The organism is Streptomyces sp. NPDC051310 (assembly GCF_044455245.1).
GTDB lineage: Bacteria > Actinomycetota > Actinomycetes > Streptomycetales > Streptomycetaceae > Streptomyces.
Genome location: NZ_JBITEO010000011.1, coordinates 147,696 through 168,871, shown reverse-complemented (window position 1 = coordinate 168,871; position 21,176 = coordinate 147,696). Strand labels below are relative to the sequence as shown.

At 73.3% G+C, this 21,176-nt stretch carries 15 protein-coding genes and 1 pseudogene; 8 read left to right on the top strand and 8 right to left on the bottom strand.

The annotated features are described in order from the left end of the window. Nucleotides 1-2 precede the first annotated feature (2 nt). The 5 genes from ACIA79_RS18380 to ACIA79_RS18360 form a co-directional block, all read right to left on the bottom strand. Nucleotides 3-2,858 carry an FtsX-like permease family protein gene (locus ACIA79_RS18380; protein WP_399429336.1) on the bottom strand — a complete coding sequence of 952 codons (2,856 nt, stop codon included), beginning with the start codon at nt 2,856-2,858 and terminating at the stop codon, nt 3-5. Beyond that, nucleotides 2,855-3,646 carry an ABC transporter ATP-binding protein gene (locus ACIA79_RS18375; RefSeq protein ID WP_399429334.1) on the bottom strand — a complete coding sequence of 264 codons (792 nt, stop codon included), beginning with the start codon at nt 3,644-3,646 and terminating at the stop codon, nt 2,855-2,857. Before ACIA79_RS18375 ends, ACIA79_RS18380 begins: the two co-directional genes overlap by 4 nt. 163 nt (nt 3,647-3,809) lie before the next feature. Continuing rightward, nucleotides 3,810-4,469 (bottom strand): PadR family transcriptional regulator, encoded by a 660-nt coding sequence (locus tag ACIA79_RS18370; protein ID WP_399429333.1) that lies wholly within the window; start codon nt 4,467-4,469, stop codon nt 3,810-3,812. A gap of 97 nt (nt 4,470-4,566) precedes the next feature. Continuing rightward, nucleotides 4,567-4,899: a hypothetical protein gene (locus tag ACIA79_RS18365; RefSeq protein ID WP_399429332.1), complete on the bottom strand. Its 333-nt coding sequence runs from the start codon at nt 4,897-4,899 to the stop codon at nt 4,567-4,569. A gap of 913 nt (nt 4,900-5,812) precedes the next feature. Next, complete coding sequence (locus ACIA79_RS18360; RefSeq protein ID WP_399429331.1) at nt 5,813-7,435, bottom strand: protein kinase; 1,623 nt, start codon at nt 7,433-7,435, stop codon at nt 5,813-5,815. Between the two features lie 555 nt (nt 7,436-7,990). Here ACIA79_RS18360 and ACIA79_RS18355 point away from each other — a divergent pair. Continuing rightward, nucleotides 7,991-9,523, top strand: coding sequence for a protein kinase (locus ACIA79_RS18355; protein WP_399429424.1), 1,533 nt, complete (start codon nt 7,991-7,993; stop codon nt 9,521-9,523). 78 nt (nt 9,524-9,601) lie between these two features. Here the strand turns inward: ACIA79_RS18355 and ACIA79_RS18350 are convergent, their stop codons facing one another. After that, nucleotides 9,602-10,618 carry a phosphotransferase gene (locus ACIA79_RS18350; RefSeq protein ID WP_399429330.1) on the bottom strand — a complete coding sequence of 339 codons (1,017 nt, stop codon included), beginning with the start codon at nt 10,616-10,618 and terminating at the stop codon, nt 9,602-9,604. Nucleotides 10,619-11,360: 742 nt separating this feature from the next. Here ACIA79_RS18350 and pdhA point away from each other — a divergent pair. The 5 genes from pdhA to ACIA79_RS18325 all read left to right on the top strand — a co-directional run bounded on the left by pdhA (nt 11,361) and on the right by ACIA79_RS18325 (nt 16,976). Beyond that, nucleotides 11,361-12,512: a pyruvate dehydrogenase (acetyl-transferring) E1 component subunit alpha gene (pdhA, locus tag ACIA79_RS18345; protein WP_399429329.1), complete on the top strand. Its 1,152-nt coding sequence runs from the start codon at nt 11,361-11,363 to the stop codon at nt 12,510-12,512. Nucleotides 12,513-12,514: 2 nt separating this feature from the next. Beyond that, entirely contained in the window at nt 12,515-13,495 is a 981-nt protein-coding gene (locus tag ACIA79_RS18340; RefSeq protein WP_399429328.1) for an alpha-ketoacid dehydrogenase subunit beta, read from the top strand. Nucleotides 13,496-13,524: 29 nt separating this feature from the next. Further along, a complete protein-coding gene (locus ACIA79_RS18335) occupies nt 13,525-14,961 on the top strand; it encodes a dihydrolipoamide acetyltransferase family protein (protein ID WP_399429423.1) in 1,437 nt (478 codons plus the stop codon). 78 nt (nt 14,962-15,039) lie between these two features. Then, on the top strand, nt 15,040-15,681 hold the full coding sequence (locus tag ACIA79_RS18330; RefSeq protein WP_399429327.1) for a GntR family transcriptional regulator: 642 nt from the start codon (nt 15,040-15,042) through the stop codon (nt 15,679-15,681). Then, a complete protein-coding gene (locus ACIA79_RS18325; RefSeq protein WP_399429326.1) occupies nt 15,678-16,976 on the top strand; it encodes a nitrate/nitrite transporter in 1,299 nt (432 codons plus the stop codon). Before ACIA79_RS18330 ends, ACIA79_RS18325 begins: the two co-directional genes overlap by 4 nt. Nucleotides 16,977-17,131: 155 nt before the next feature. On the opposite strand, the gene ACIA79_RS18320 is transcribed toward ACIA79_RS18325, so the two are convergent. After that, nucleotides 17,132-17,956, bottom strand: coding sequence for a maleylpyruvate isomerase family mycothiol-dependent enzyme (locus ACIA79_RS18320; protein ID WP_399429325.1), 825 nt, complete (start codon nt 17,954-17,956; stop codon nt 17,132-17,134). A gap of 140 nt (nt 17,957-18,096) precedes the next feature. Between ACIA79_RS18320 and ACIA79_RS18315 the strand changes: the two genes are divergently transcribed. Beyond that, nucleotides 18,097-18,897 carry a carbon-nitrogen family hydrolase gene (locus ACIA79_RS18315; protein WP_399429323.1) on the top strand — a complete coding sequence of 267 codons (801 nt, stop codon included), beginning with the start codon at nt 18,097-18,099 and terminating at the stop codon, nt 18,895-18,897. Between the two features lie 121 nt (nt 18,898-19,018). Here ACIA79_RS18315 and ACIA79_RS18310 read toward each other — a convergent pair. Next, a pseudogene (locus ACIA79_RS18310) lies at nt 19,019-19,969 on the bottom strand (helix-turn-helix domain-containing protein); the annotation flags it as partial. A gap of 106 nt (nt 19,970-20,075) precedes the next feature. On the opposite strand from ACIA79_RS18310, the gene ACIA79_RS18305 reads away from it, so the two are divergent. Further along, nucleotides 20,076-21,107 (top strand): saccharopine dehydrogenase family protein, encoded by a 1,032-nt coding sequence (locus tag ACIA79_RS18305; protein ID WP_399429322.1) that lies wholly within the window; start codon nt 20,076-20,078, stop codon nt 21,105-21,107. Nucleotides 21,108-21,176: the final 69 nt, after the last annotated feature.

Sequence of the window (21,176 nt, the reverse complement as noted above, 5' to 3'; positions counted from 1 at the left end):
GCTTACGTCGCCGCGCGGCGGGCCAGCGCCCCGCGGGAGCGGGTGACCAGCGCCGCCAGCAGCGCCGCACCCAGCGGCACGGCGACCAGCAGGGCGGCCAGCGTTCCCCAGGGGACGATGATCGGGACGTGCGGGACGTCACCCATCGCGCCGTACCCCTGGTCCAGGGCTTCCTGGTACCACTTCATCTGCTCACGCCGCTCGGTCAGCCGGAGCCCGATCGCGGGCAGGACGCCCGCCGCGGACCCCAGCACCACACCCATCACGGCCACCACCCCGCACTGGAACCCGCTGAGCGTGCGGCGCACCCGCGGGGGTGCCCCCACCGCGGCCAGCGTCTTCAGATCGGCCTCGGCGTCGGCCTGGGCGAGACCGGTCGCGATACCGGCCGCGCCGATCGTGATCAGACCCGCGAAGACGGTCAGGGACAGCAGCACGATGCTGTTCTCGCTGACGAAGCCCTCCTCCACGTGGAGGTCGATGCCGACGCCCGTCCTGGCCAGCTCGTCGTCGAGCTTCTGGCGCTGCTCGGTGGTCGGCATGCGGCCGGTCGAGTAGTACGCGCCCAGCGGGACCGCGGTCATGCCCGCCGCCTTGGCGGCGGCCGGCGGCACGATGCCCGACAGCCCGTACGCGTTGGTGCCCTCGGGCGCCTGGTACGCGGGAAGCGTCTTGACCTCGCCCGGGGTCTCCTTGCCCTCGCTGGCGGCGGCGTCGGCCTTCTCCGTGTCGGTGACGAGCCGGATCGAGATCCTGCCGTCCTTGTCCAGCAGCGGCCGCCAGAAGGTGACGACCTTGCCGTCCCTGAGGGCCTTCTCCGCCGCCGGGTCCTCGATGCCCAGGACCTTCAGGATCTTGGCATCACCGACGACCAGCCCGCTCTCGGTGAAGGACATGCCCTGCCCTTCCTGGCAGCGCCAGTCCTCCGCGAGCTTGCGGCGCTCGGCCTTGCTGAACTTCTCGGCCGGGTCGGAGCCGTCCGGCGTGGTCGCCCACAGGGGGCACTCGTTGGCCTTCGGGATGACCACCTCGTGGCGGCCGCATCCCTCGCCGCCGCTGTACAGATCGCAGGTGGGCTTGCCGACGGCTATCCGGTCCACGTCCGCCCGCAGTTCGACGGGCAGGTTCTTCTGCACGGCGTCGCGCACCGCCGGGACGTCCCGGCCGCCGCCTTCCGTCACCATCGCGTAGACCGCTCCGTGGGGCAGCCGGGCCTCGTACGCCGCCCGCGCCTGGGCGTCGTCGCTCGCCGCGTACGTCGCGACGGCGACCGTGCCGGCGACGGCGGCGAGCACCGCGGCGACCGCCGGAGCCGTGCGGCCCCGGTTGCGCACCGCGTCGCGCAGGGCCAGCCGCGGCGACAGCGGCAGCCAGCGCCCGGCGCGCCCGAACAGACCCACCAGGGCCGGGGTCATCGCCACCGCGCCCAGCTCGGCGAGGGCGCTGCCGCCCGCGACGATGATGAACTGGTCGGAGAAGACCGACCCGTAGAGGGCGATGGCCGCACCCAGCACCACGGCGACCAGACCGATCATCGGCAGGACGCGGTTGCTCCGGCGCACCCCGCGGCGCCCGGTGAGCGAGGCCAGCACGGTCTGCCGGGAGGCGGTGACGGCCGGGACGATCGCGGCGAGCAGGCCGGTCAGCACGGCCAGCAGCCCGATGCCCAACAGCTCCAGCGGGCGGATGTCGAAGCTGCCGAAGCGCTGGCCGATGTAGTCCTCCAGCACCGGTCGCAGCGCGAAGGTGAGGACGATGCCGAGCACCGTGCCGACCACGGCCGCCGCGGCACCGATCACCAGACCGCCGGCCAGGACGATCGCCCGGATGTGGCGGCGGTCGCCGCCGTTGGCGCCCACCAGCCCGAGCTGGCGGCGCGAGCGCCGGGCGCCGACCGCGAACGCGGGACCGGCCAGCAGGCAGATCTCCAGCATCGCCAGGCCCACGACCGTGCCGACGGCCGCGAGAGCGGCGGCCTCGGCGCCCTCACTGAGGCCGTAGTCGGTGTAGTCCGCCCGCTGGTACAGCGGCACCTCGGACTTCGCGGGCGGGTTCAGCAGGACGGCGCGCGACACCACGGTCACGCCCTTGGTGTTGGCCTCCTTGACCATGTTCCACGTGAAACCACCGGGAACGTGTGCGAGGTACGTGGTGCTCTTGTCCTGCTCGGGCATCCCGGCCGCCGTGAGCGCCTTGCCCAGCGGGTCCAGGAACCCGCCCGGCAGGGCGTTGACCTGGTCGGCCTTGAGGTCGTTGGGGAGCTCGTACGCGCCGACGATCCGGTACTCGCGGTCCAGGCCGCGCGCGGCGAGAGACGAGCCCACCTTCAGGCCGCTGACCTCCAGGAAGTGGGCGCTCGCGGCGACCTCGTCGGCCTTCTGCGGGAAGCGTCCCTCGAGCAGGGCCATGATGCCGTGCGTCATCGGGTCGGTGGTCTTGAGCTCGCGGATCTCGGTGTGCAGCAGACCGTGGGCGGTGCGCAGCTTGCCGTATCCGGTGGAGTCCTCCAGGACCGTGGCGTTCTTCGGCAGGGCCTTGGCGATGTCCGCCCTGCCCGTGGGGAAGGGCTTGTTGTCGTAGTTCTCCACCGGCGGGGAGGTCTCGGCGTTCGGGCTCTGGTGCACCGCCGCGCCGCCGTACCCGGCGTCGGCCAGACGGGCGTCGGCGGCGCCCAGCGTACGGGCGAGGTTCTCCTCGGTGGACAGCTCCGCGGAGCGCACGGTCAGGTCGGCGGCGCTGACGCCGAGGATCGGCAGAGCGATCATCGCCAGGACGAGGAAGCTGCGCCCCTTGAAGCGCCAGGCGTCGCGGCGGGCGATCCGCACGGCCGCGCGCCATGAATGGAACCAGTTGGTCACCGCTCGGCCGCCTGCCCCGTCAGCAGGGAGTCGGCGTCACTGCGCACGGTCTGGTCGACGACCGCGCCGTCCCGCAGGAACACCACGCGGTCCGCCCAGGCGGCGAAGCGCGGTTCGTGGGTGACCAGGACGCCGGCCGCGCCCGCGTCGCAGCGGGACCGCAGCAGGGCCAGCACCGACTCACCGGTCTCGGAGTCCAGGGCGCCGGTCGGTTCGTCGGCGAGGACGAGCCTGCGGTCGCCGACCAGCGCACGGGCGATCGCCACACGCTGCTGCTGACCGCCGGACATCTCGTCGGGGAACCGGTCGGCGAGGTGGCCGAGGTCCATCTCCTCCAGCGCGGCGAGCGCTTCCGCGCGCGCCTTGCGGGCCGAGGTGCCGTCCAGCTCGCGCGGCAGGGCGACGTTCTCGGCGGCGGTGAGCGCCGGGATGAGGTTGTAGTCCTGGAAGACGTAGCCGATGCTGCGGCGGCGCAGCGCGGCGAGCGTCTTGCGGTCGGCGGTGGTGATGTCGGTGTTCTCGACGACGACCCGGCCGGAGGTGGGGGTGTCGAGGCCGCCCGCGATGGTCAGCAGCGTCGACTTGCCGGAGCCAGAGGGGCCCATGACGGCGACCAGTTCGCCCGGGAAGACGTCCAGGTCGATCCCGCGCAGGGCGTGGACCTCGGTGGCACCCGTGCCGTGGACGCGCGTGAGCTGCTGGAGGCTCAGCACCGGCTGCTGCTGCGAGCGATGTGCCTGCTGCGACTGATGAGGCTGGTGTGACGGGTGGGGCTGGGATGTTGGCATGGGAGGGTCCCCCCTTGGGCGTACGTGCACACAGGTGCGGGCGTACGGAGCGGATGTGCGTAACGGATCTACGGATGGTCGGGTCGGTCGGGGCGGGGGTCCGGCCGACGGTGTGGTCGGAGCGGCTTCGGTCAGGGCCGCCCCGGTCGGGGCCGCGGGTCGGTCAGCGCCGCGGCCCGCGGCTCAGGCCGGTCGCGCCCTCGGCCGAGGAGGCCGGGGCGCGCGCGGTGACGGCCGGGGCCGTACCGCCGGCGGAGGACGCGGCCGTCCCGCCGGCGGCGGCCGAGATCCGGATGAGCCGGGCCTCGCAGTGGTCGAGCCACCGGGCCTCGGCCTCCGTCTGGAAGATCAGCTGCTCCAGCACCAGCAGCCAGGCCACGTCGTCGCGTTCCTGCGAGGCACCGCTCTCCAGAGCGGTGATCGCCTGGGCCTTGAGCCGGGTGTAGTCCTGCATCGCCTTGACGGTGTGGCGGCGCTGCGACTGGATGACGGCACGGATGTCCACCCCGGGCGCGCCGACGGCCATGGCCAGCTTGATGGCCAGCTCGTCCCGTGCCGGACTGGTGCGGTCGACCGGCTTCTCGAACCAGGTGCGCAGCTCGCCGCGGCCGGCCTCGGTGATCGCGTAGAGCGCATGGCCCGCGTCGTCCTCGCCGCTCTGCTCCACCATGCCGTCGCGCTCCAGACGGCTGAGGGTGGTGTACACCTGACCGACGTTCAGCGGCCAGGTGGACCCGGTGCGGGACTCGAACTCCGTACGGAGCTGCGAGCCGTAGCGCGGGCCGTGTTCGAGCAGGGCCAGAAGCCCGTGGCGGATCGACATACTGAGTATGTATACCGAGTATGTCGAGGCGGGCAACCGCCCTCGGACGGACGCGCGGCGTCCCCCTCAAGAAGGATCCGGCCGTGTCGCGGTGCGTTCAGCGGCGGCGCATGCGCAGCCCGAGGAAGCCCAGCCCCAGCCCCATCATCGCGAGGCCCACGCCGAGCGTGAGCACCGGAATCTGCCGGTCAGCGGCGGTCTCGGCGGCCCGTGCCGCCGGCTCGTAGGCGGCGGCGGGGGGTGTGCGGGACGGGACGGCGGCCCCTGGGGAGTCCGCCTCCGGTACCCCCTCCGGCCACGACTCCTGCGCGCCGGACGCGTCCGGCGCTGTTGCAGTTTTGGTACGGGAGGGGTCGTCCGCGTCCGTGCCCGCGGACGAACTCGTGCCGGAGTCCGGGGCGGACGGGCTCGTCGAGGGTGATGGCGGCACCGGTCTTCCCGGCCGCTCCCGGCCCGCCCCCGCGGGGCGCCCGGCGAGCGACGGGGACGGAGGAACCGGCACCCGTCCGGGGAGCAGCGCCCCCTCGGCCCCGCCGGGCACCAGGCCGGGCCGGACCTGACCGGGAGTTTTTCCGGGCAGGCCGGGCACCGGGGCCGACGCCGCGCCCGAATCCTTGCCGGGCACTCCACCGGGCGGGCGGCCCGGATCGCGGCCGGGAACCGCCCCGGAGCCACCGCCCGTGCCCCCCTCCCCGGCGACGGCACCCGTCCCGCCGCCGGACACCCCGGCCGGAACACCACCGGGGCCACCGGGACCACCGGGACGAGCGACGGAAGCGGCAGCGGAAGGGCCCGGAGAAGGGGCGGCGGGTGCGCTCGGCGCAGGGGTGGCGGTCCGCGGGACCGGCCGGGCGGGCAGGGTGGAGCCGCGGGGGCCGGCCGACCGCGCGGGCGCCTGGGACTCGTCCGCGTACGCGCCCGCGGGCACCGCCCACATCAACGAGCCGAGCGCGAGCGCGAGCGCCCGTCGCGAGCCGAGTCCTGGAGTCACCACGTGACCCCCTCCCGTGCCTAGCCGCCGAGGTAGCCGTTGCGACGGTCATCACCGTGACAACGCGCTCAGCGTCACATGACCGCGACGCTGCGGCATCTCGACAGCGGCGAAGGGCCCGGAGCGCGGGTGCGCACCGGGCCCGTTCGGGTGGCGAGGAGGTGTCCCGCTGCCCATGCGTCGCCGCGGTCCCGTCGCCGGACGCTTAAGCCGGATCTTGTCGCCGCGGTCCTGTCGCCGGATGCCGGTCGCCCCGGCCGGATGCCGGCCGCCGCGGTCCCGTAGCGGGATGCCGGTCGCCGGATCGCGGCGCCGGGGTCCCGTCGCCGGATGCCGGCCGCCGCGGTCCCCGTCAGGAGGCCGGGTCGCCCGTGGAGACCTCGAGCGTGAACTCGGCCTCGTCGGCGGAGATCTCCGTGCCGTCCGTCGGGAACTGGGTGAGGATCGTGCCCTCGCCGTAGATGTTCTCGTTGACCGGCGTCTCCTTCTTGATCTTCCAGCCGGCCGCCTGGATGCACGCCTTCACCGACTCGATGTTCTTGTACCGGAAGTCCGGCACCTCGAACTTCTCCGGGTCGTCGCCCTCGCGGGGCGCGGTGCACTTCTTCGTGTCGATCGTCGCGCCGAGGTTCGGCCCCTTGTGGTCCGGGTCGACCGACTCGCTCGTACCGCCGGTGGACGCCTCGGTGCCCGGGTCCTCGTCGCCGACGTTCATCGCCACGATCACACCGCCGATGGCGAGGAGCGTGACGGCGATCGCGCTCACGATCGCCGGCATGTTCCCCTTCACACCGCCGGTGGCGGCGGGGCCCTGCGGCCGGGGCGTGTACGGCGTGGGCGGCGGGGTCGGCTGATACGGCGGCGTGGGCGCGGTCACCGGGCCGGGGGGCGGGGTGTGCTGCGGGTAGCCGTAGCTCGGGGTGGGCGCCGGCGTCGGCGGGCCGTAGGGGGCCGGGGTCGGCTGGTAGGGGGTCTGCACGTGGTGCGGGCCCGGCGCCGGGGTCGCGTGGTCGACGGGCGGGAAGACCGCAGAGCCGACGGCCGAGCCGCTGTTCCCCGGGCCGCTGCCCGCGACGATCACCGGCGCGCCGGTGTGACCGGCCGACAGCAGCCGCAGGCACTCGTCGCGCATGGCCGCCGCGCTCGGGAAGCGCTCGTTCGGGTTCTTCTTCAGCGCCCGCGCGACCAGCGCGTCCATCGCCGGTGTGATGGACCGGTTGATGGTGGACGGCGCGACCGGCTCCTCCTGTACGTGGGCGTACGCGATGGCCAGCGGCGAGTCCGCGTCGAACGGGATGCGGCCGGTCAGCAGCTGGAAGAGCATGATGCCGACCGAGTACAGGTCCGAGCGCGCGTCGACGCCGCGCCCCAGGGCCTGCTCCGGCGACAGGTACTGCGGGGTGCCGACGACCATGCCGGTCTGCGTCATCGACGTGACGCCCGACTGCATGGCGCGCGCGATGCCGAAGTCCATCACCTTGACCACGCCGCGCTTGGTCATCATCACGTTGCCGGGCTTGATGTCCCGGTGGACCAGGCCCATCTCGTGGCTGGTCTCCAGGGCGGCCAGGACGTCGGCCGTCACCTTGAGCGCCTTGTCGGCCGGCATCGCGCCGTACTGCTGGATGTCCGCCTGCAGGACGGAGCCGAGGGGCTGGCCCTCCACGTACTCCATGACGATGTACGGCATGAGGGAGCCGTCCAGCTCGTCCTCGCCCGTGTCGAACACCGAGACGATGTTGGTGTGCTGCAGCTTGGCGACGGCCTGCGCCTCGCGCCGGAAGCGCTCGCGGAAGGACTGCTCGCGCCCGAGCTCCGTGTGGAGCGTCTTGATGGCGACCTGGCGGTCCAGTGCCGTGTCGTACGCCAGATATACGGACGCCATGCCGCCTTCGCCGAGCAGATCGCGAAGCTGGTACCGGCCGCCCGCTACCGAACCGCCCGCATAGCGGCCCTGTGCGCCGTCCTGGCTCATCGTCTTGCTCCCCCGTGCGCGCGCGTGGCCGCGGTGATCCGGTTTTACGGGCCCAGTCTGCCCGAGGGCCGGGACACGTCAAGCCGGGTGCCCGTTCCGTGACCGTACGCACAAGAAGCGTCTCGGAAGCGTTACACGCCCGGCATGGAATTTGCACAGGTGTACGTGGAAGCGATTGGATGGCCGGTCCATCCCGACCGGCCCGGCGCGCGGAGGCTGTAGCGTGACTGGGCGTAGTACCCCTTGAGAACACGGCGGCACACCGCAGGCGCACCCAGCACGCGGGCACAGATACGACGGCGAGGACTGATGGCACCCGGATCCGAAGCAGGCGGCGGCGGAGGAGTGTCGGATGGCGGCGGAGTGCCGGACGGCCGCGACACGCGGGATGCGCGGGATGCACAGGGCGGCCAGGACGCACGCGACACGCAGGGCGTGCGCGACGGAGGCACGCCGGCGGGCCGCACGGTGCAGGACGAGGCCGCGGACTGGGGTGTCGGCGGGCTGGTCGGCGACGGCCGCTACCGGCTGACCCACCGCCTGGGCCGCGGCGGCATGGCCGAGGTGTTCGCCGCCGAGGACGTCCGCCTGGGGCGCACGGTCGCCGTCAAGCTGCTGCGCGCGGACCTCGCCGAGGACCCCGTCTCCAAGGCGCGCTTCACCCGCGAGGCGCAGTCGGTGGCCGGGCTGAACCACCACGCGATCGTGGCCGTGTACGACTCCGGCGAGGACGTCGTCGGCGGCCAGTCGGTGCCGTACATCGTGATGGAGCTCGTCGAGGGTCGCACCATCCGTGACCTGCTGCTCAACGCGGAGGCGCCGCCGCCCGAGCAGGCGCTGATCATCGTCTCCGGTGTGCTGGAGGCGCTCGCGTACTCGCACCAGCACGGCATCGTGCACCGCGACATCAAGCCGGCGAACGTCATCATCACCCACAGCGGCGCCGTGAAGGTGATGGACTTCGGCATCGCCCGTGCCCTGCACGGCGCGTCCACGACGATGACCCAGACCGGCATGGTCATGGGCACCCCCCAGTACCTCTCGCCCGAGCAGGCGCTGGGCAAGGCGGTCGACCACCGCTCCGACCTGTACGCCACCGGCTGCCTGCTGTACGAACTGCTGGCGCTGCGCCCGCCCTTCACCGGCGAGACACCGTTGTCCGTGGTGTACCAGCACGTGCAGGACATGCCGGTGCCGCCGTCGGAGGTCTCCGACGTCGCGCCGCCGGAGCTCGACGGCCTCGCCATGCGCGCCCTCGCCAAGGACCCGGACGACCGGTTCCAGAGCGCCGAGGAGATGCGCGGGCTGGTGCAGTACGGGCTGCAGATGCTCCAGCAGCAGGGCAGCCACACCGGCACCTGGAACACCGGCCCCGTCGAGATGCACGAGGGCGGCCTCGCCGCGGTCGGCGGCGTCGCCGCGACGACCGCGATGGGCCACCCGCCGCACGGCGACACGTCGCAGGGCGCGATCCTGCCGCCGGCCAACCCGAACGACGGCGCGTACGCGTACGACGGCGGGCACGGCGGCAGCGGCGGCGGCCGCGGCAAGCTGTGGCTGTTCGTCGCCTTCGCGCTGATCGCGATCGTGGCCGGAGCCGTGTACGCCTTCGACAAGGCCGGCAACGGCAAGAACGACCAGAAGCAGCAGCCGCCGAAGAGCACCGCGCCGTCCACGCCCGGCGAGGACACGAGCCCGACGCCGAGCGACAAGCCGTCGGAATCGACCCAGGAGCCGGACAGCTCGACGGGCGGCGGGAACAACTGGGACAACAACTGGCCCTCGCAGAAGCCGCCGACGCAGCCGTCGCCGGACCAGCCGTCCCCGTCCGGTGACACGCCCTCCCCGGGCACCACCGACGGCAGCACGGACGGGACCACCGAGGGCAACACCACCGAGGGCAACACCACCGAGGGCGGCACCGAGGGGTCGACCGAGGGCAACACCACCGAGGGCAACACCACGGAGGGCGGCACGACCGAGGGCGGCACCGAGGGGTCGACCGAGGGCGGCGGCTCCGTGGGCAGCACGACCGAGGGCACCAGCCAGGGGACCATCAGCGGTACCTCGCAGGGGGGCGGCGCGTAGGGCCTCCCGCCGGGATCCCGCCGGGCTCGTGACGGAGGAAGACCCCGGCCGGATCCCCCGGTCGGGAGGCGTGCCGCGTCAGCCGGTGAAGGCGTCGCGGACCGCCTCGTACTCCCGCGTCCACCACACCGCCAGGGCCGACACCGCAGGGAACTGCGGGTCGGCCCTGCCGTCGTGCAGCTGGTAGCGCCAGCGCAGTATCCAGAAGTCGTTCAGCCGCTCCCACCACACCCGGTGCACCGCTGCCGCCAGTTCGGCCGCGTCCGCCCCGGCCGCCCGCCGGTACGCCCGCGCGTACGCCCGCACCTTCGCCAGCTCCAGCTCCCCGGCCGGGCGTACGAAGAAGATGACGGCCGCGCGCACGGCTTCCTCGGCCCGCGGCTGCACGCCCAGCCGGTCCCAGTCGATGATCGCGGCGGGCTCGGCGCCCCGGTAGAGCAGGTTCAGCGGGTGGAAGTCCCCGTGTACCCAGCCGCCGGCGCCGGCCCGCGGGGGGCGGCGGTGCGCGTGGTCGGCGAGGAGCCGGCGGCGCTCCAGCAGCCGGTGTTCGGCGAGTTCGTCGAAGGCGTCGCGGGGCCGGCGGTCGCGGGAGAGGGCCAGCAACTGGTCGATGAGCCGGAGGGTCTCCTCCGGGTCGGCGCTGCGGTGCCCGCGGTCGGTGTGCGGCTCCATGACCTGCTCCAGGCAGGTGTGGACGAGCCCGAGGAGGGCGCCGAGGCGCCGGGAGCCGGCCGTCGTCAGCTGGTCGCCGCCCCGGTGGCGGCCCTCGACCCAGGGGTGCAGGGCGTAGCACCGGCCGTCGATCTCCACGACGGTGTCGCCCCCGGCGTCGGGCAGCGGCGGGGCCACCGGGACGCCGAGCTGGTGCAGCCGCTGGGTGGCGCGGTGCTGGCGGACGATGGTGGCCCGGTCGGCGGTGGGGGCGTCCAGGTGCTGTTTCAGGAAGTACGCGCCGCGGGTGGTGGCGAGGCGGTAGCCGCGGTTCAGCAGGCCCTGGGTCACCGGGACGCAGGAGAGCGGCTCGCCGGGCCCGTCGTAGCGGCGCAGCAGCGCACTCACGGGTGGGACGGGGGGTGTTGCAGATGAGCGCGGCACTCCGCATATGTTAGATCACTCAGCGTGTCCGCCGTGCCCGCCCGCGGGGCCCCGGCACGCAGCCCCGCCCGCGCGCCCTGACCGCCTCGCGGAGCGCCTCGGCGTCCGCGTACGGGAAAGCAGCGGACATTTGATGGAATCGTCCAGGGGCCGGACTCCCGGCGCACCCCCGCCCCGCTGCCGTCGGGCGGCCGGGGGCCGCGGCGGCGCCGCCCGAGGGGGCGCAGGGATCCTGACCAGCGCATCTGTCGCCGTGCCCGCCGCGCCGGAGATCGCGGGGGTGGGCCCGACGGGGAGCGGGTCGCGCACCGCGCGGCGCACGACTTCATGGCCATCCAAGAGAAAAACAGTGATATTTCCGTCTTCGCGCACGGAATGACTGCGACATACGAAGTCTTCCCGTGCGCCGGGTCAGCGGGATAACGTGCCGGTGTTCCGGCGGCCCACAAGGCTGTGACCAGTGCAGTTCCGTTCGTCGTCCCCGCATTTCTCGATTTACTTGGAAATCCAAGCAAAATCGCAGGTCAAATGGGGTTTCGCAGTAATGCGGCGCACTGGGTAACGTGCCTTTGACGGGGTGCTCGCCGGGGCACCTGTCACGCCTGTTCCCGGCCGAGGGCACCCACCCCGTGCACGCGTACGGAGACAGGCGGAGCCGCTCTCCCGCGCTCGGACGAAACGAGCAGGGGGAACCCCAGCGCCCGGCGGACCCCGGGGGCCGGACAGACGGAGGAGCACGCACGTGACCGTGGAAGGCACTGCCGCGCGCAAGCCGCGTCGCAGCAGTAAGCGCACCAGCGCGAGCGCGAGCGCCAAGGAGCCTCAGCTCGTACAGCTGCTGACGCCCGAGGGTGAGCGCGTCCAGCACCCCGAGTACGACATCGACCTCAGCCCCGAAGAGCTCCGCGGCCTGTACCGCGACATGGTGCTGACCCGGCGCTTCGACGCGGAGGCCACGTCCCTCCAGCGTCAGGGCGAGCTCGGCCTGTGGGCCTCGCTCCTCGGCCAGGAGGCCGCGCAGATCGGCTCCGGCCGCGCGCTGCGCGACGACGACTACGTTTTCCCCACGTACCGTGAGCACGGAGTCGCCTGGTGCCGCGGTGTGGACCCGGCCAATCTGCTCGGAATGTTCCGCGGTGTGAACCACGGCGGCTGGGACCCGAACAGCAACAATTTCCACCTGTACACGATCGTCATCGGATCGCAGACCCTGCACGCCACCGGGTACGCCATGGGCGTGGCCAAGGACGGCGCGGACAGCGCGGTGATCGCCTACTTCGGCGACGGCGCGTCCAGCCAGGGCGACGTCGCCGAGGCGTTCACGTTCTCCGCGGTCTACAACGCCCCGGTCGTCTTCTTCTGCCAGAACAACCAGTGGGCGATCAGCGAGCCCACCGAGCGCCAGACCCGCGTCCCGCTCTACCAGCGCGCGCAGGGCTTCGGTTTCCCCGGCATCCGCGTCGACGGCAACGACGTCCTCGCCTGCCTCGCCGTCACCCGGTCGGCCCTGGAGCGGGCCCGGCGCGGCGAGGGCCCGACGCTCGTCGAGGCGTTCACGTACCGCATGGGCGCGCACACCACGTCCGACGACCCCACCCGCTACCGCCACGACGACGAGCGCGCGGCGTGGGAGGCCAAGGACCCGATCCTGCGGCTGCGGACCCACCTGGAGAAGCTGGGGCACGCCGACGCCGCGTGGTTCGAGGAGCTCGAGGCGGAGAGCGAGAGCCTCGGCAAGCGCGTCCGCGAGGCGGTCCGGTCCATGCCCGACCCCGACCACCTGGCGATCTTCGACAATGTGTACGCCGACGGGCACGCGCTCGTCGATGAGGAGCGCGCGCAGTTCGCCGCCTACCAGGCGTCGTTCGCCGACGCGGATGGCGAGGTCAAGTAACCATGGCTGTTCAGAAACTCCCGCTCGCCAAGGCGCTCAACGAGTCGCTGCGCACGGCGCTCGAGAACGACCCCAAGGTCGTCATCATGGGTGAGGACGTCGGCAAGCTCGGCGGCGTCTTCCGCATCACCGACGGACTGCAGAAGGACTTCGGCGAGGAGCGGGTCATCGACACCCCGCTGGCCGAATCCGGCATCATCGGCACCGCCATCGGCCTCGCCCTGCGCGGCTACCGCCCGGTCGCCGAGATCCAGTTCGACGGCTTCGTCTTCCCGGCGTACGACCAGATCGTCACGCAGCTCGCCAAGATGCACGCCCGTGCGCTCGGCAAGGTCAAGATGCCGGTCGTCATCCGCATTCCGTACGGCGGCGGCATCGGCGCCGTCGAGCACCACAGCGAGTCGCCCGAGTCGCTCTTCGCACACGTCGCCGGTCTGAAGATCGTCTCGCCGTCGGACGCGTCCGACGCGTACTGGATGCTGCAGCAGGCCATCCAGAGCGACGACCCGGTGATCTTCTTCGAGCCCAAGCGGCGCTACTGGGACAAGGGCGAGGTCGACACCGAGGCCATCCCGGGTGAGCTGCACCGCGCCCGCACGGTGCGCGAGGGCACCGACCTGACGCTCGTCGCGTACGGGCCGATGGTGAAGGTCTGCCTGGAGGCGGCCGCGGTCGCCGCCGAGGAGGGCCGGTCGGTCGAGGTCGTGGACCTGCGGTCGATCTCCCCGATCGACTTCGACAGCGTGCAGGCGTCCGTGGAGAAGACGGGCCGGCTCGTGGTCGTCCACGAGGCGCCGGTGTTCTTCGGTTCGGGTGCCGAGATCGCCGCTCGCATCACGGAGCGGTGCTTCTACCACCTGGAGGCGCCGGTCCTGCGGGTGGGCGGTTACCACGCGCCGTATCCGCCGGCCCGGCTCGAAGAGGAGTACCTGCCGGGCCTCGACCGGGTGCTCGACGCCGTCGACCGCTCGCTCGCGTACTGAGGAGGCCCGCTGTGATCCGCGACTTCAAGATGCCGGACGTGGGCGAAGGCCTCACCGAGGCCGAGATCCTCAAGTGGTACGTCCAGCCCGGTGACACCGTCACCGACGGGCAGGTCGTCTGCGAGGTGGAGACCGCCAAGGCGGCCGTCGAACTGCCGATCCCGTACGACGGGGTCGTCCACGAGCTGCGCTTCCCCGAGGGCACGACCGTCGACGTCGGCGAGGTGATCATCTCGGTGGACGTGGCCCCCGGGGCTGCCGCCGAGCAGCCGCAGACCGCGCAGCCCGCGGCCGAGGAGCCCGCCGCCAAGGACTCCGCCGGCGAGGCCGAGCCGCAGGGACGCCAGCCCGTCCTGGTGGGCTACGGCGTGGCGGCGACGTCCACCAAGCGCCGCCCGCGCAAGCAGCCAGCCGCCGCGCAGCCGGCCGCCGCCGCCCTCCAGGGCGAGCTGAACGGCCGCGCGGGCACGGCGACGGCCGCCCAGGCCGCCCCCGCCGCTCCCACGGCCGTCGCCCCGGCCGGTGCCCCCGCCGGTCCGCGCCCGCTCGCCAAGCCGCCCGTGCGCAAGCTGGCGAAGGACCTGGGGGTCGACCTGGCGACGGTGACGCCGACCGGGCCCGACGGGATCGTCACCCGCGAGGACGTCCACGCGGCCGTCTCGCTCGCCGCCGCGTCGATCGCCGCTCCCGCCGCGGTACCGGTACCGGCCGCGGCACCGCAGCCCGAGCCGCAGCAGCAGCCAGAGGCCGTCGTGGCGGGCGGGGCCCGCGAGACCCGCATCCCCATCAAGGGGGTCCGCAAGGCCACCGCCCAGGCGATGGTCGGGTCCGCCTTCACCGCACCGCACGTCACCGAGTTCGTCACGGTCGACGTCACCCGCACCATGCGGCTCGTCGAGGAGCTCAAGTCCGACAAGGACATGGCCGGGCTCCGGGTGAACCCGCTGCTCCTCGTCGCCAAGGCGCTGCTGGTGGCGATCCGGCGCAACCCGGGGATCAACGCCTCCTGGGACGAGGCCGCCCAGGAGATCGTGGTCAAGCACTACGTGAACCTCGGCATCGCGGCCGCCACGCCGCGCGGTCTGATCGTGCCGAACATCAAGGACGCGCACGCCAAGACCCTGCCGGAGCTCTCCCAGGCCCTGTCGGAGCTGGTGGCCACGGCCCGCGAGGGGAAGACGACCCCCGCGGCCATGCAGGGCGGCACGGTGACCATCACCAACGTCGGCGTCTTCGGCGTCGACACCGGTACGCCGATCCTCAACCCGGGCGAGTCGGCGATCCTCGCGGTCGGAGCCATCAAGCCCCAGCCGTGGGTCCACAAGGGCAAGGTGAAGCCCCGCCAGGTGACCACGCTGGCCCTCTCCTTCGACCACCGCCTGGTCGACGGCGAGCTCGGCTCCAAGGTCCTCGCGGACGTCGCCGCGGTCCTGGAGCAGCCGAAGAGGCTCATCACCTGGGCGTGACACCCCTCTGAGCGAGGCCCGTCCCACATGCCGGGACGGGCCTCTCTCCGGTACAGCTGTTGTATCTATGCTGTGTTCATGCCTTCCGCCCCCGCCGCAGCCGACCGTGTCTACACCCACGTCAAACAGGCCGTCCTCGACCGCCGCTACCAGGGCGGCACCCTCCTCACCGAGGGCGAGCTCGCCGAGGCCGTCGGGGTCTCCCGCACACCGGTGCGCGAGGCGCTGCTCAAGCTGGAGATGGAAGGGCTGCTGAAGCTCTACCCCAAGAAGGGCGCCCTCGTCCTCGCCGTCTCCGCACAGGAGATCACCGACGTCGTCGAAACCCGCCTGCTCGTCGAGGAGTTCGCGGTCCGCAGGGCCGTACCGGCGCCGGCGCGGCTCATCGAGCGGCTGGAGGCACTGCTGGAGGAGCAGCGCCGGCACGCCGGGGACGGCGATCTGGCGGCCGTCGCCGTCACCGACCGCAGCTTCCACGCCGAGATCGTGCGCCACGCCGGCAACGAGATCCTGTCGCGCCTGTACGACCAGATGCGCGACCGCCAGCTGCGGATGGGCGTCGCCGTCATGGAGGCCCACCCCGACCGCATCGCCAAGAACATCGCCGAGCACGCCGAGATCCTCGACGCCCTGCGCGCCGGTGACGCCGAGGGCGCCGCGCAGTGCGTGCACCGGCACGTCAGCCGGGTGAAGGTGCTGGTCCGGGGGGAGGACCGGTGAGCCGGGCCACCGCGCCGTCCGATCCCCCCGGCGGGCGCCGCGCCGTCCTCGTGTGGGGCGTCGGCGTCAGCGTCTACTTCGTCGCCGTCATCTTCCGCACGTCCCTGGGCGTCGCCGGGCTCGACGCCGCCGACCGCTTCGCCATCAACGCCTCCGCCCTCTCCACGTTCTCCATACTCCAGCTGCTCGTCTACGCGGGCATGCAGATACCCGTCGGCCTGATGGTCGACCGGCTCGGCACCAAGAAGGTCCTCACCCTCGGCGTGGTGCTGTTCACCGCGGGCCAGCTCGGCTTCGCCCTCTCCCCCTCGTACGGCACGGCCCTCGCCTCCCGCGCGCTGCTCGGCTGCGGCGACGCGATGACGTTCATCTCCGTCCTGCGGCTGGGCACCCGCTGGTTCCCCGCCCGCCGCGGACCGCTGGTCGCGCAGATCGCCGGGCTCTTCGGGGTCCTCGGCAACCTCGTCTCGACGATGGTCGTCGCCCGGATGCTGGACGGGCTGGGCTGGACGCAGACCTTCGCCGGCAGCGCGGCGGCCGGTGCCGTCGTCCTGGTGCTGCTCCTGCTCTTCCTGAAGGACCACCCCGAGGGGTACGCGCCGGAGCCCGTGCGCCACGCGGGCGCGGCGTTCGTCCGCCGCCAGATCGCCCGCTCGTGGCGCGAGCCGGGCACCCGGCTCGGCATGTGGGTGCACTTCACCACCCAGTTCCCCGCGATGGTGTTCCTGCTGCTGTGGGGCCTGCCGTTCCTCGTCGAGGACCAGGGCCTGTCCCGGGGCGCGGCCGGTGACCTGCTGACGCTGGTGGTGCTCGCCAACCTGGTCTTCGGCCTGGCCTTCGGACAGCTCATCGCCCGCCATCACGGGGCGCGGGCGCCGCTCGCCCTCGGCACGGTCGCCGCGACGGCGGTCCTGTGGGCGGCCACCCTCGCCCATCCGGGCGCGCGGGCCCCGATGTGGCTGCTGGCCGCCCTGTGCGTCGTCCTCGGCGCGTGCGGCCCCGCCTCGATGATCGGCTTCGACTTCGCCCGGCCGGCGAACCCGCCGGAGCGCCAGGGCACGGCGTCCGGAATCGTCAACATGGGCGGCTTCACCGCCTCGATGGCCACCCTGCTCGCCGTCGGCGTGCTGCTGGACGCGACCGGCGACGACTACCGGATCGCCTTCTCGTCCGTCTTCGTGCTGCAGGCCCTGGGCATCACCCGGATCCTCCGGCTGCGGGCGCGCACGGCGCGGCTGGAGCGCGAGCGGCTGGTGGCGAGCAGGGTCGAGGCCGTGCACGTACCGGCGGTGTGACCGGGCGGTGCGTACCGGTGCTGTGACCGGGCGCTGCGGCCCGGTGCTGTGACCCGGCGGGGTGATCGGGCGGTGCGACCCTGCCGCGGGCCATCGGCGTCATGCGCCGGACCCTGCCGCGGACGTCACCCGGCCCCGGGCCGCTCCCGCGGCGGCTACGGCGTCACGGCGAAGTTCGCGAGGATCGCGTCCGCGAGCTCCTGGTCGCCATCGACCTTCAGGCGGTCGGCCACGGCCGCCGGCCGCACCCGGCCGCAGGCCAGGCGCACGTACGTCTCCCAGTCCACGGCGATGGTCACCGCGGGGCCCAGGGACGGCGCGCCGTCGATCGTGCCGTGGCCGTTCGCGTCGACCCGTACCGTGCGCAGGAACTCCACCGGCCCGTGCACGTCGACGACGACCGCGGTGTTCGGCGGGGCGCCCGCGTCCTTGGCGACGACCTTCGGCAGGACGTGCAGGAAGGTGTCGCGGGCGACGTACGCGCCCGGCGAGTCGAGGTTGCCGGGCTTGCCGAGCGCGGTGCGCAGGTCCTGCTCGTGCACCCACACGTCGAAGGCACGCATCCGGTAGGCCAGTTCGAGCGACTGCTCGGCCCCGAGCGGCGCGCGGACCAGGGTGTCGGGGGAGCGGTTCTCGTTGCGCAGCTGGCGGGCGCGGCGGATCAGGACGTACTCCAGCTCGGCGGTCATCTCCGGACCGGTGTGGTGGCGCCGCGCGTCGACCTGCACCTCCATGTAGCGCGCGAACTCGCCGCGCACGTGGAACAGGTCGCGGGGGAGGGTGTGGATCGGGCGGGGGTCGCCCAGCATCTCGCACTCCATGCCGATGACGTGCGACACGATGTCGCGCACGGACCAGCCCGGGCAGGGCGTGGCACGGTTCCACTCCCCCTCGACGAGCGGCTGCACCAGCTCGGATATCGCTTCGATGGAGTGGGTCCAGGCGTCGGCGTAGGTCTGGAGGCTGGGATGGACGGTCACGGGACCCCTCGGACGGTCGGTACGCGGGCGGGCTGGGTGCTGTGGCAGTTAAGTTACGCTGCCGTGAGGCACCCCGGCAGTGCTTTCGTGTGACGATCGTAGGCCCGTGTTGACGACTTGAATGCCAGGGCGGTGGTAGTGTGCGCGCCTCACTGATCCAGATCGCAGTAGACCCGGACGAATCTCCCGATTCCCGCCGTGCGCGCGCCGCTTCGCTGGTGGCCGGACAGCGCGGGACCGCCGATCTGGTCGTCCTGCCCGAGCTGTGGCCCGTGGGCGCGTTCGCGTACGACGCGTACGAGGCCGAGGCGGAGCGGGTGCCCGGCGGCCCGACGTGCGAGGCGATGGCGAAGGCCGCGGCGGAGGCGGGCGTGTGGCTGCACGCGGGCTCGGTCGTGGAGCGCGCCCCCGACGGGTCGCTCTACAACACCGCGCTCGTCTTCTCCCCCTCCGGGGAACTGGCCGCGACCTACCGGAAGATCCACCGCTTCGGCTTCGACACGGGCGAGGCCGTGATGATGGCGGCGGGCACCGACCTCGTCACCGTCCCGGTCCCGGAGCTGCCCCTCGGCATCGCCACCTGCTACGACCTGCGGTTCCCCGAGCTCTTCCGCGGCCTGGTCGACGCCGGGGCGCTCGCCCTGGTCATCCCGGCCGGCTGGCCCGCCCGGCGCCGTGACCACTGGACGCTGCTGACCCGTGCGCGTGCCGTCGAGAACCAGGCGTACGTCCTCGGCTGCGGCACCGCGGGCACCCACGCGGGCGTGGAGCAGGCCGGCCACAGCATCGTGGTCGACCCGTGGGGCGAGGTCCTCGCGGAGGCGGGCCCGGAGGAGGAGGTCCTCACGGTCGAGCTGGACCCGCGGAAGGTCGCCACCACCCGGGAGCAGTTCCCGGTCCTGAAGGACCGTCTCCTCGGGACGCCGCCGCCGCGCCGCTGACGGCGGGCCGCACCGGACCGTTGCCGGGAGCATGGCCCGGGCCGTTGCCGAGGCCGCCGTCCGGGCCGTTGCCGGAGTCGTGGTCCGGCTTGTCGTCCGGGCCGTTGAACGGGCTGTCGTCCGGGCCGGGCAGGGCCCGCGCGCGGAACGTGCGGCGGTAGGTGTCCGGCGGCACGCCGACCGTGCGGTTGAAGTGCCGCCGCAGCGTCGTGGCGGTGCCCATGCCGGTGGCCGCCGCGATGGTGTCCACGCTGTCGCCGGTGGTCTCCAGCAACTCCTGGGCGTGGCGGATCCGCTGCGTCAGCAGCCACTGCAGCGGGGTGGTGCCGGTCACCGACCGGAAGTGGCGGCCCAGATGGCGCGAGCTCATGCGGGCCTGCCGGGCCAGGTCCTCCACGGTCAGCGGCTGGTCGAGCCGTTCGAGCACCCGCGGGAACAGCGCCGCGAGCGGATGGTTGTCCGGGGCGGGCACCGGGGTGGTGACGAACTGCGCCTGGCCGCCGTCCCGGTGCGGCGGCACGACCAGGCGGCGGGCGACGGCGTTGGCGGTCGCCGACCCGTGGTCGAGGCGGACCAGGTGGAGGCACAGGTCCATGGCGGCGGCCTTGCCGGCGGAGGTGAGCACGCTGCCCTCGTCCACGTAGAGCACGTCCGGGTCCACCCGTACCCCGGGGTGGCGGGCGGCCAGTTCCGCGGTGTGCGCCCAGTGCGTCGTCGCCCGCCTGCCGTCCAGCAGGCCGGCGGCGGCCAGCACGAACGCGCCCGTGCACAGGGAGGCCACGCGCGCCCCTGCCGCGTGGGCCGCGCGCACCGCGTCGAGCAGATCGGCGGGCGGCTCCCGGTCGATGTCGGCCCAGCCCGGGACGATCACGGTGCCGGCGTCCCGGAGCCGGTCGAGGCCGTGGTCGGGCTCCAGGAGGAACCGGTCGACCCGTACGGCGTCCGGCCCGCAGACGGCGAGGTCGTACCAGGGTCCGGGCACGCTCGCCGGGGCCGACCCGAAGACCTCGCAGGCCAGGGACAGTTCGAAGTGCAGCATGCCGTCGGTGACGGCCAGAGCGACGGAGGCCACGTCCGGAATTGTACGGGTCATGTCGTTCCGGACACTCGTGGCCGGTGCCGCGGCTCGACAGGATGGTCACGACAGCGCGAGGGACATCGAGTGCGGGGGAGAACCCATGGGAACGGGACAGACGGTGGCGGTGTACGGCGCGTACGGGCACACCGGGCGCTTCGTGGTGGCGCAGCTGCGGGAACGCGGGTTCGTCCCGGTCCTCTCCGGCCGCGACGCCGGCAAGCTGGCCGCCCTGGCGTCCGCGTCGTCCGGCCTCGACGCCCGCCCGGCGGCGGTCGGCGACCCGGCCTCGCTCGACCGCGCGCTGGCCGGTGCGGCGGCCGTGATCAACTGCGCCGGACCCTTCGCCACGACGGCCGCCCCCGTGATCGAGGCGGCCCTGCGCGCCGGGATCCCGTACGTGGACGTGGCGGCGGAGATAGAGGCCAACCTCGACACGTTCACGCACTTCACGGACCGCGCCCGCGCCGCGGGAGCGGTGATCGTCCCGGCGATGGCCTTCTACGGCGGCCTCGGCGACCTGCTCGTCACCGCCGCGATGGGCGACTGGACGGCGGCGGACGAGGCGCACGTCGCCTACGGGCTGAACAGCTGGCACCCCACCCCCGGCACGCGCGTCGCCGGCGCGGTGTCCCGGCAGCGGCGGGACGGCCGGCGCGTCCGCTACGCGAACGGGCGGCTGGAGTACGTCCACGACGCCATGCCGGCCCTCACCTGGCCCTTCCCCGACCCGATGGGACCCCGGGACGTCCTCGGCGAGTTCACCATGGCCGACGTCGTCACCGTGCCAAGCCACCTGGCCGTCCCGGAGGTGCGCACCTACATGACGGTCGAGGCCGCCAGGGACCTGACGGCCCCGGACACCCCGGCGCCCACCGCGGCCGACGAGCACGGGCGGTCCGCGCAGACCTTCCTCGTGGACGCCGTCGTGCGCCGCGGCGGCGCGGAGCGGCGCGCCGTGGCCAGGGGGCGGGACATCTACGCCGTCACCGCGCCGCTCGCGGTGGAAGCCGTCGACCGCATCCTCACCGGGCGGACCAGGACGGCGGGGGTCGCCTCCGCCGGCGAGATCTTCGACGCGGCGGACTTCCTCCGGGCGCTCTCCCCGCACCTGTCCGTGGACCTGCGCCCGTAGCCCGTCCCGCCGGCGCACCGCCCGCCCCGCCGGCGTACCGCCCGCCTCCCGTCATCCGTCCCGCCGCGT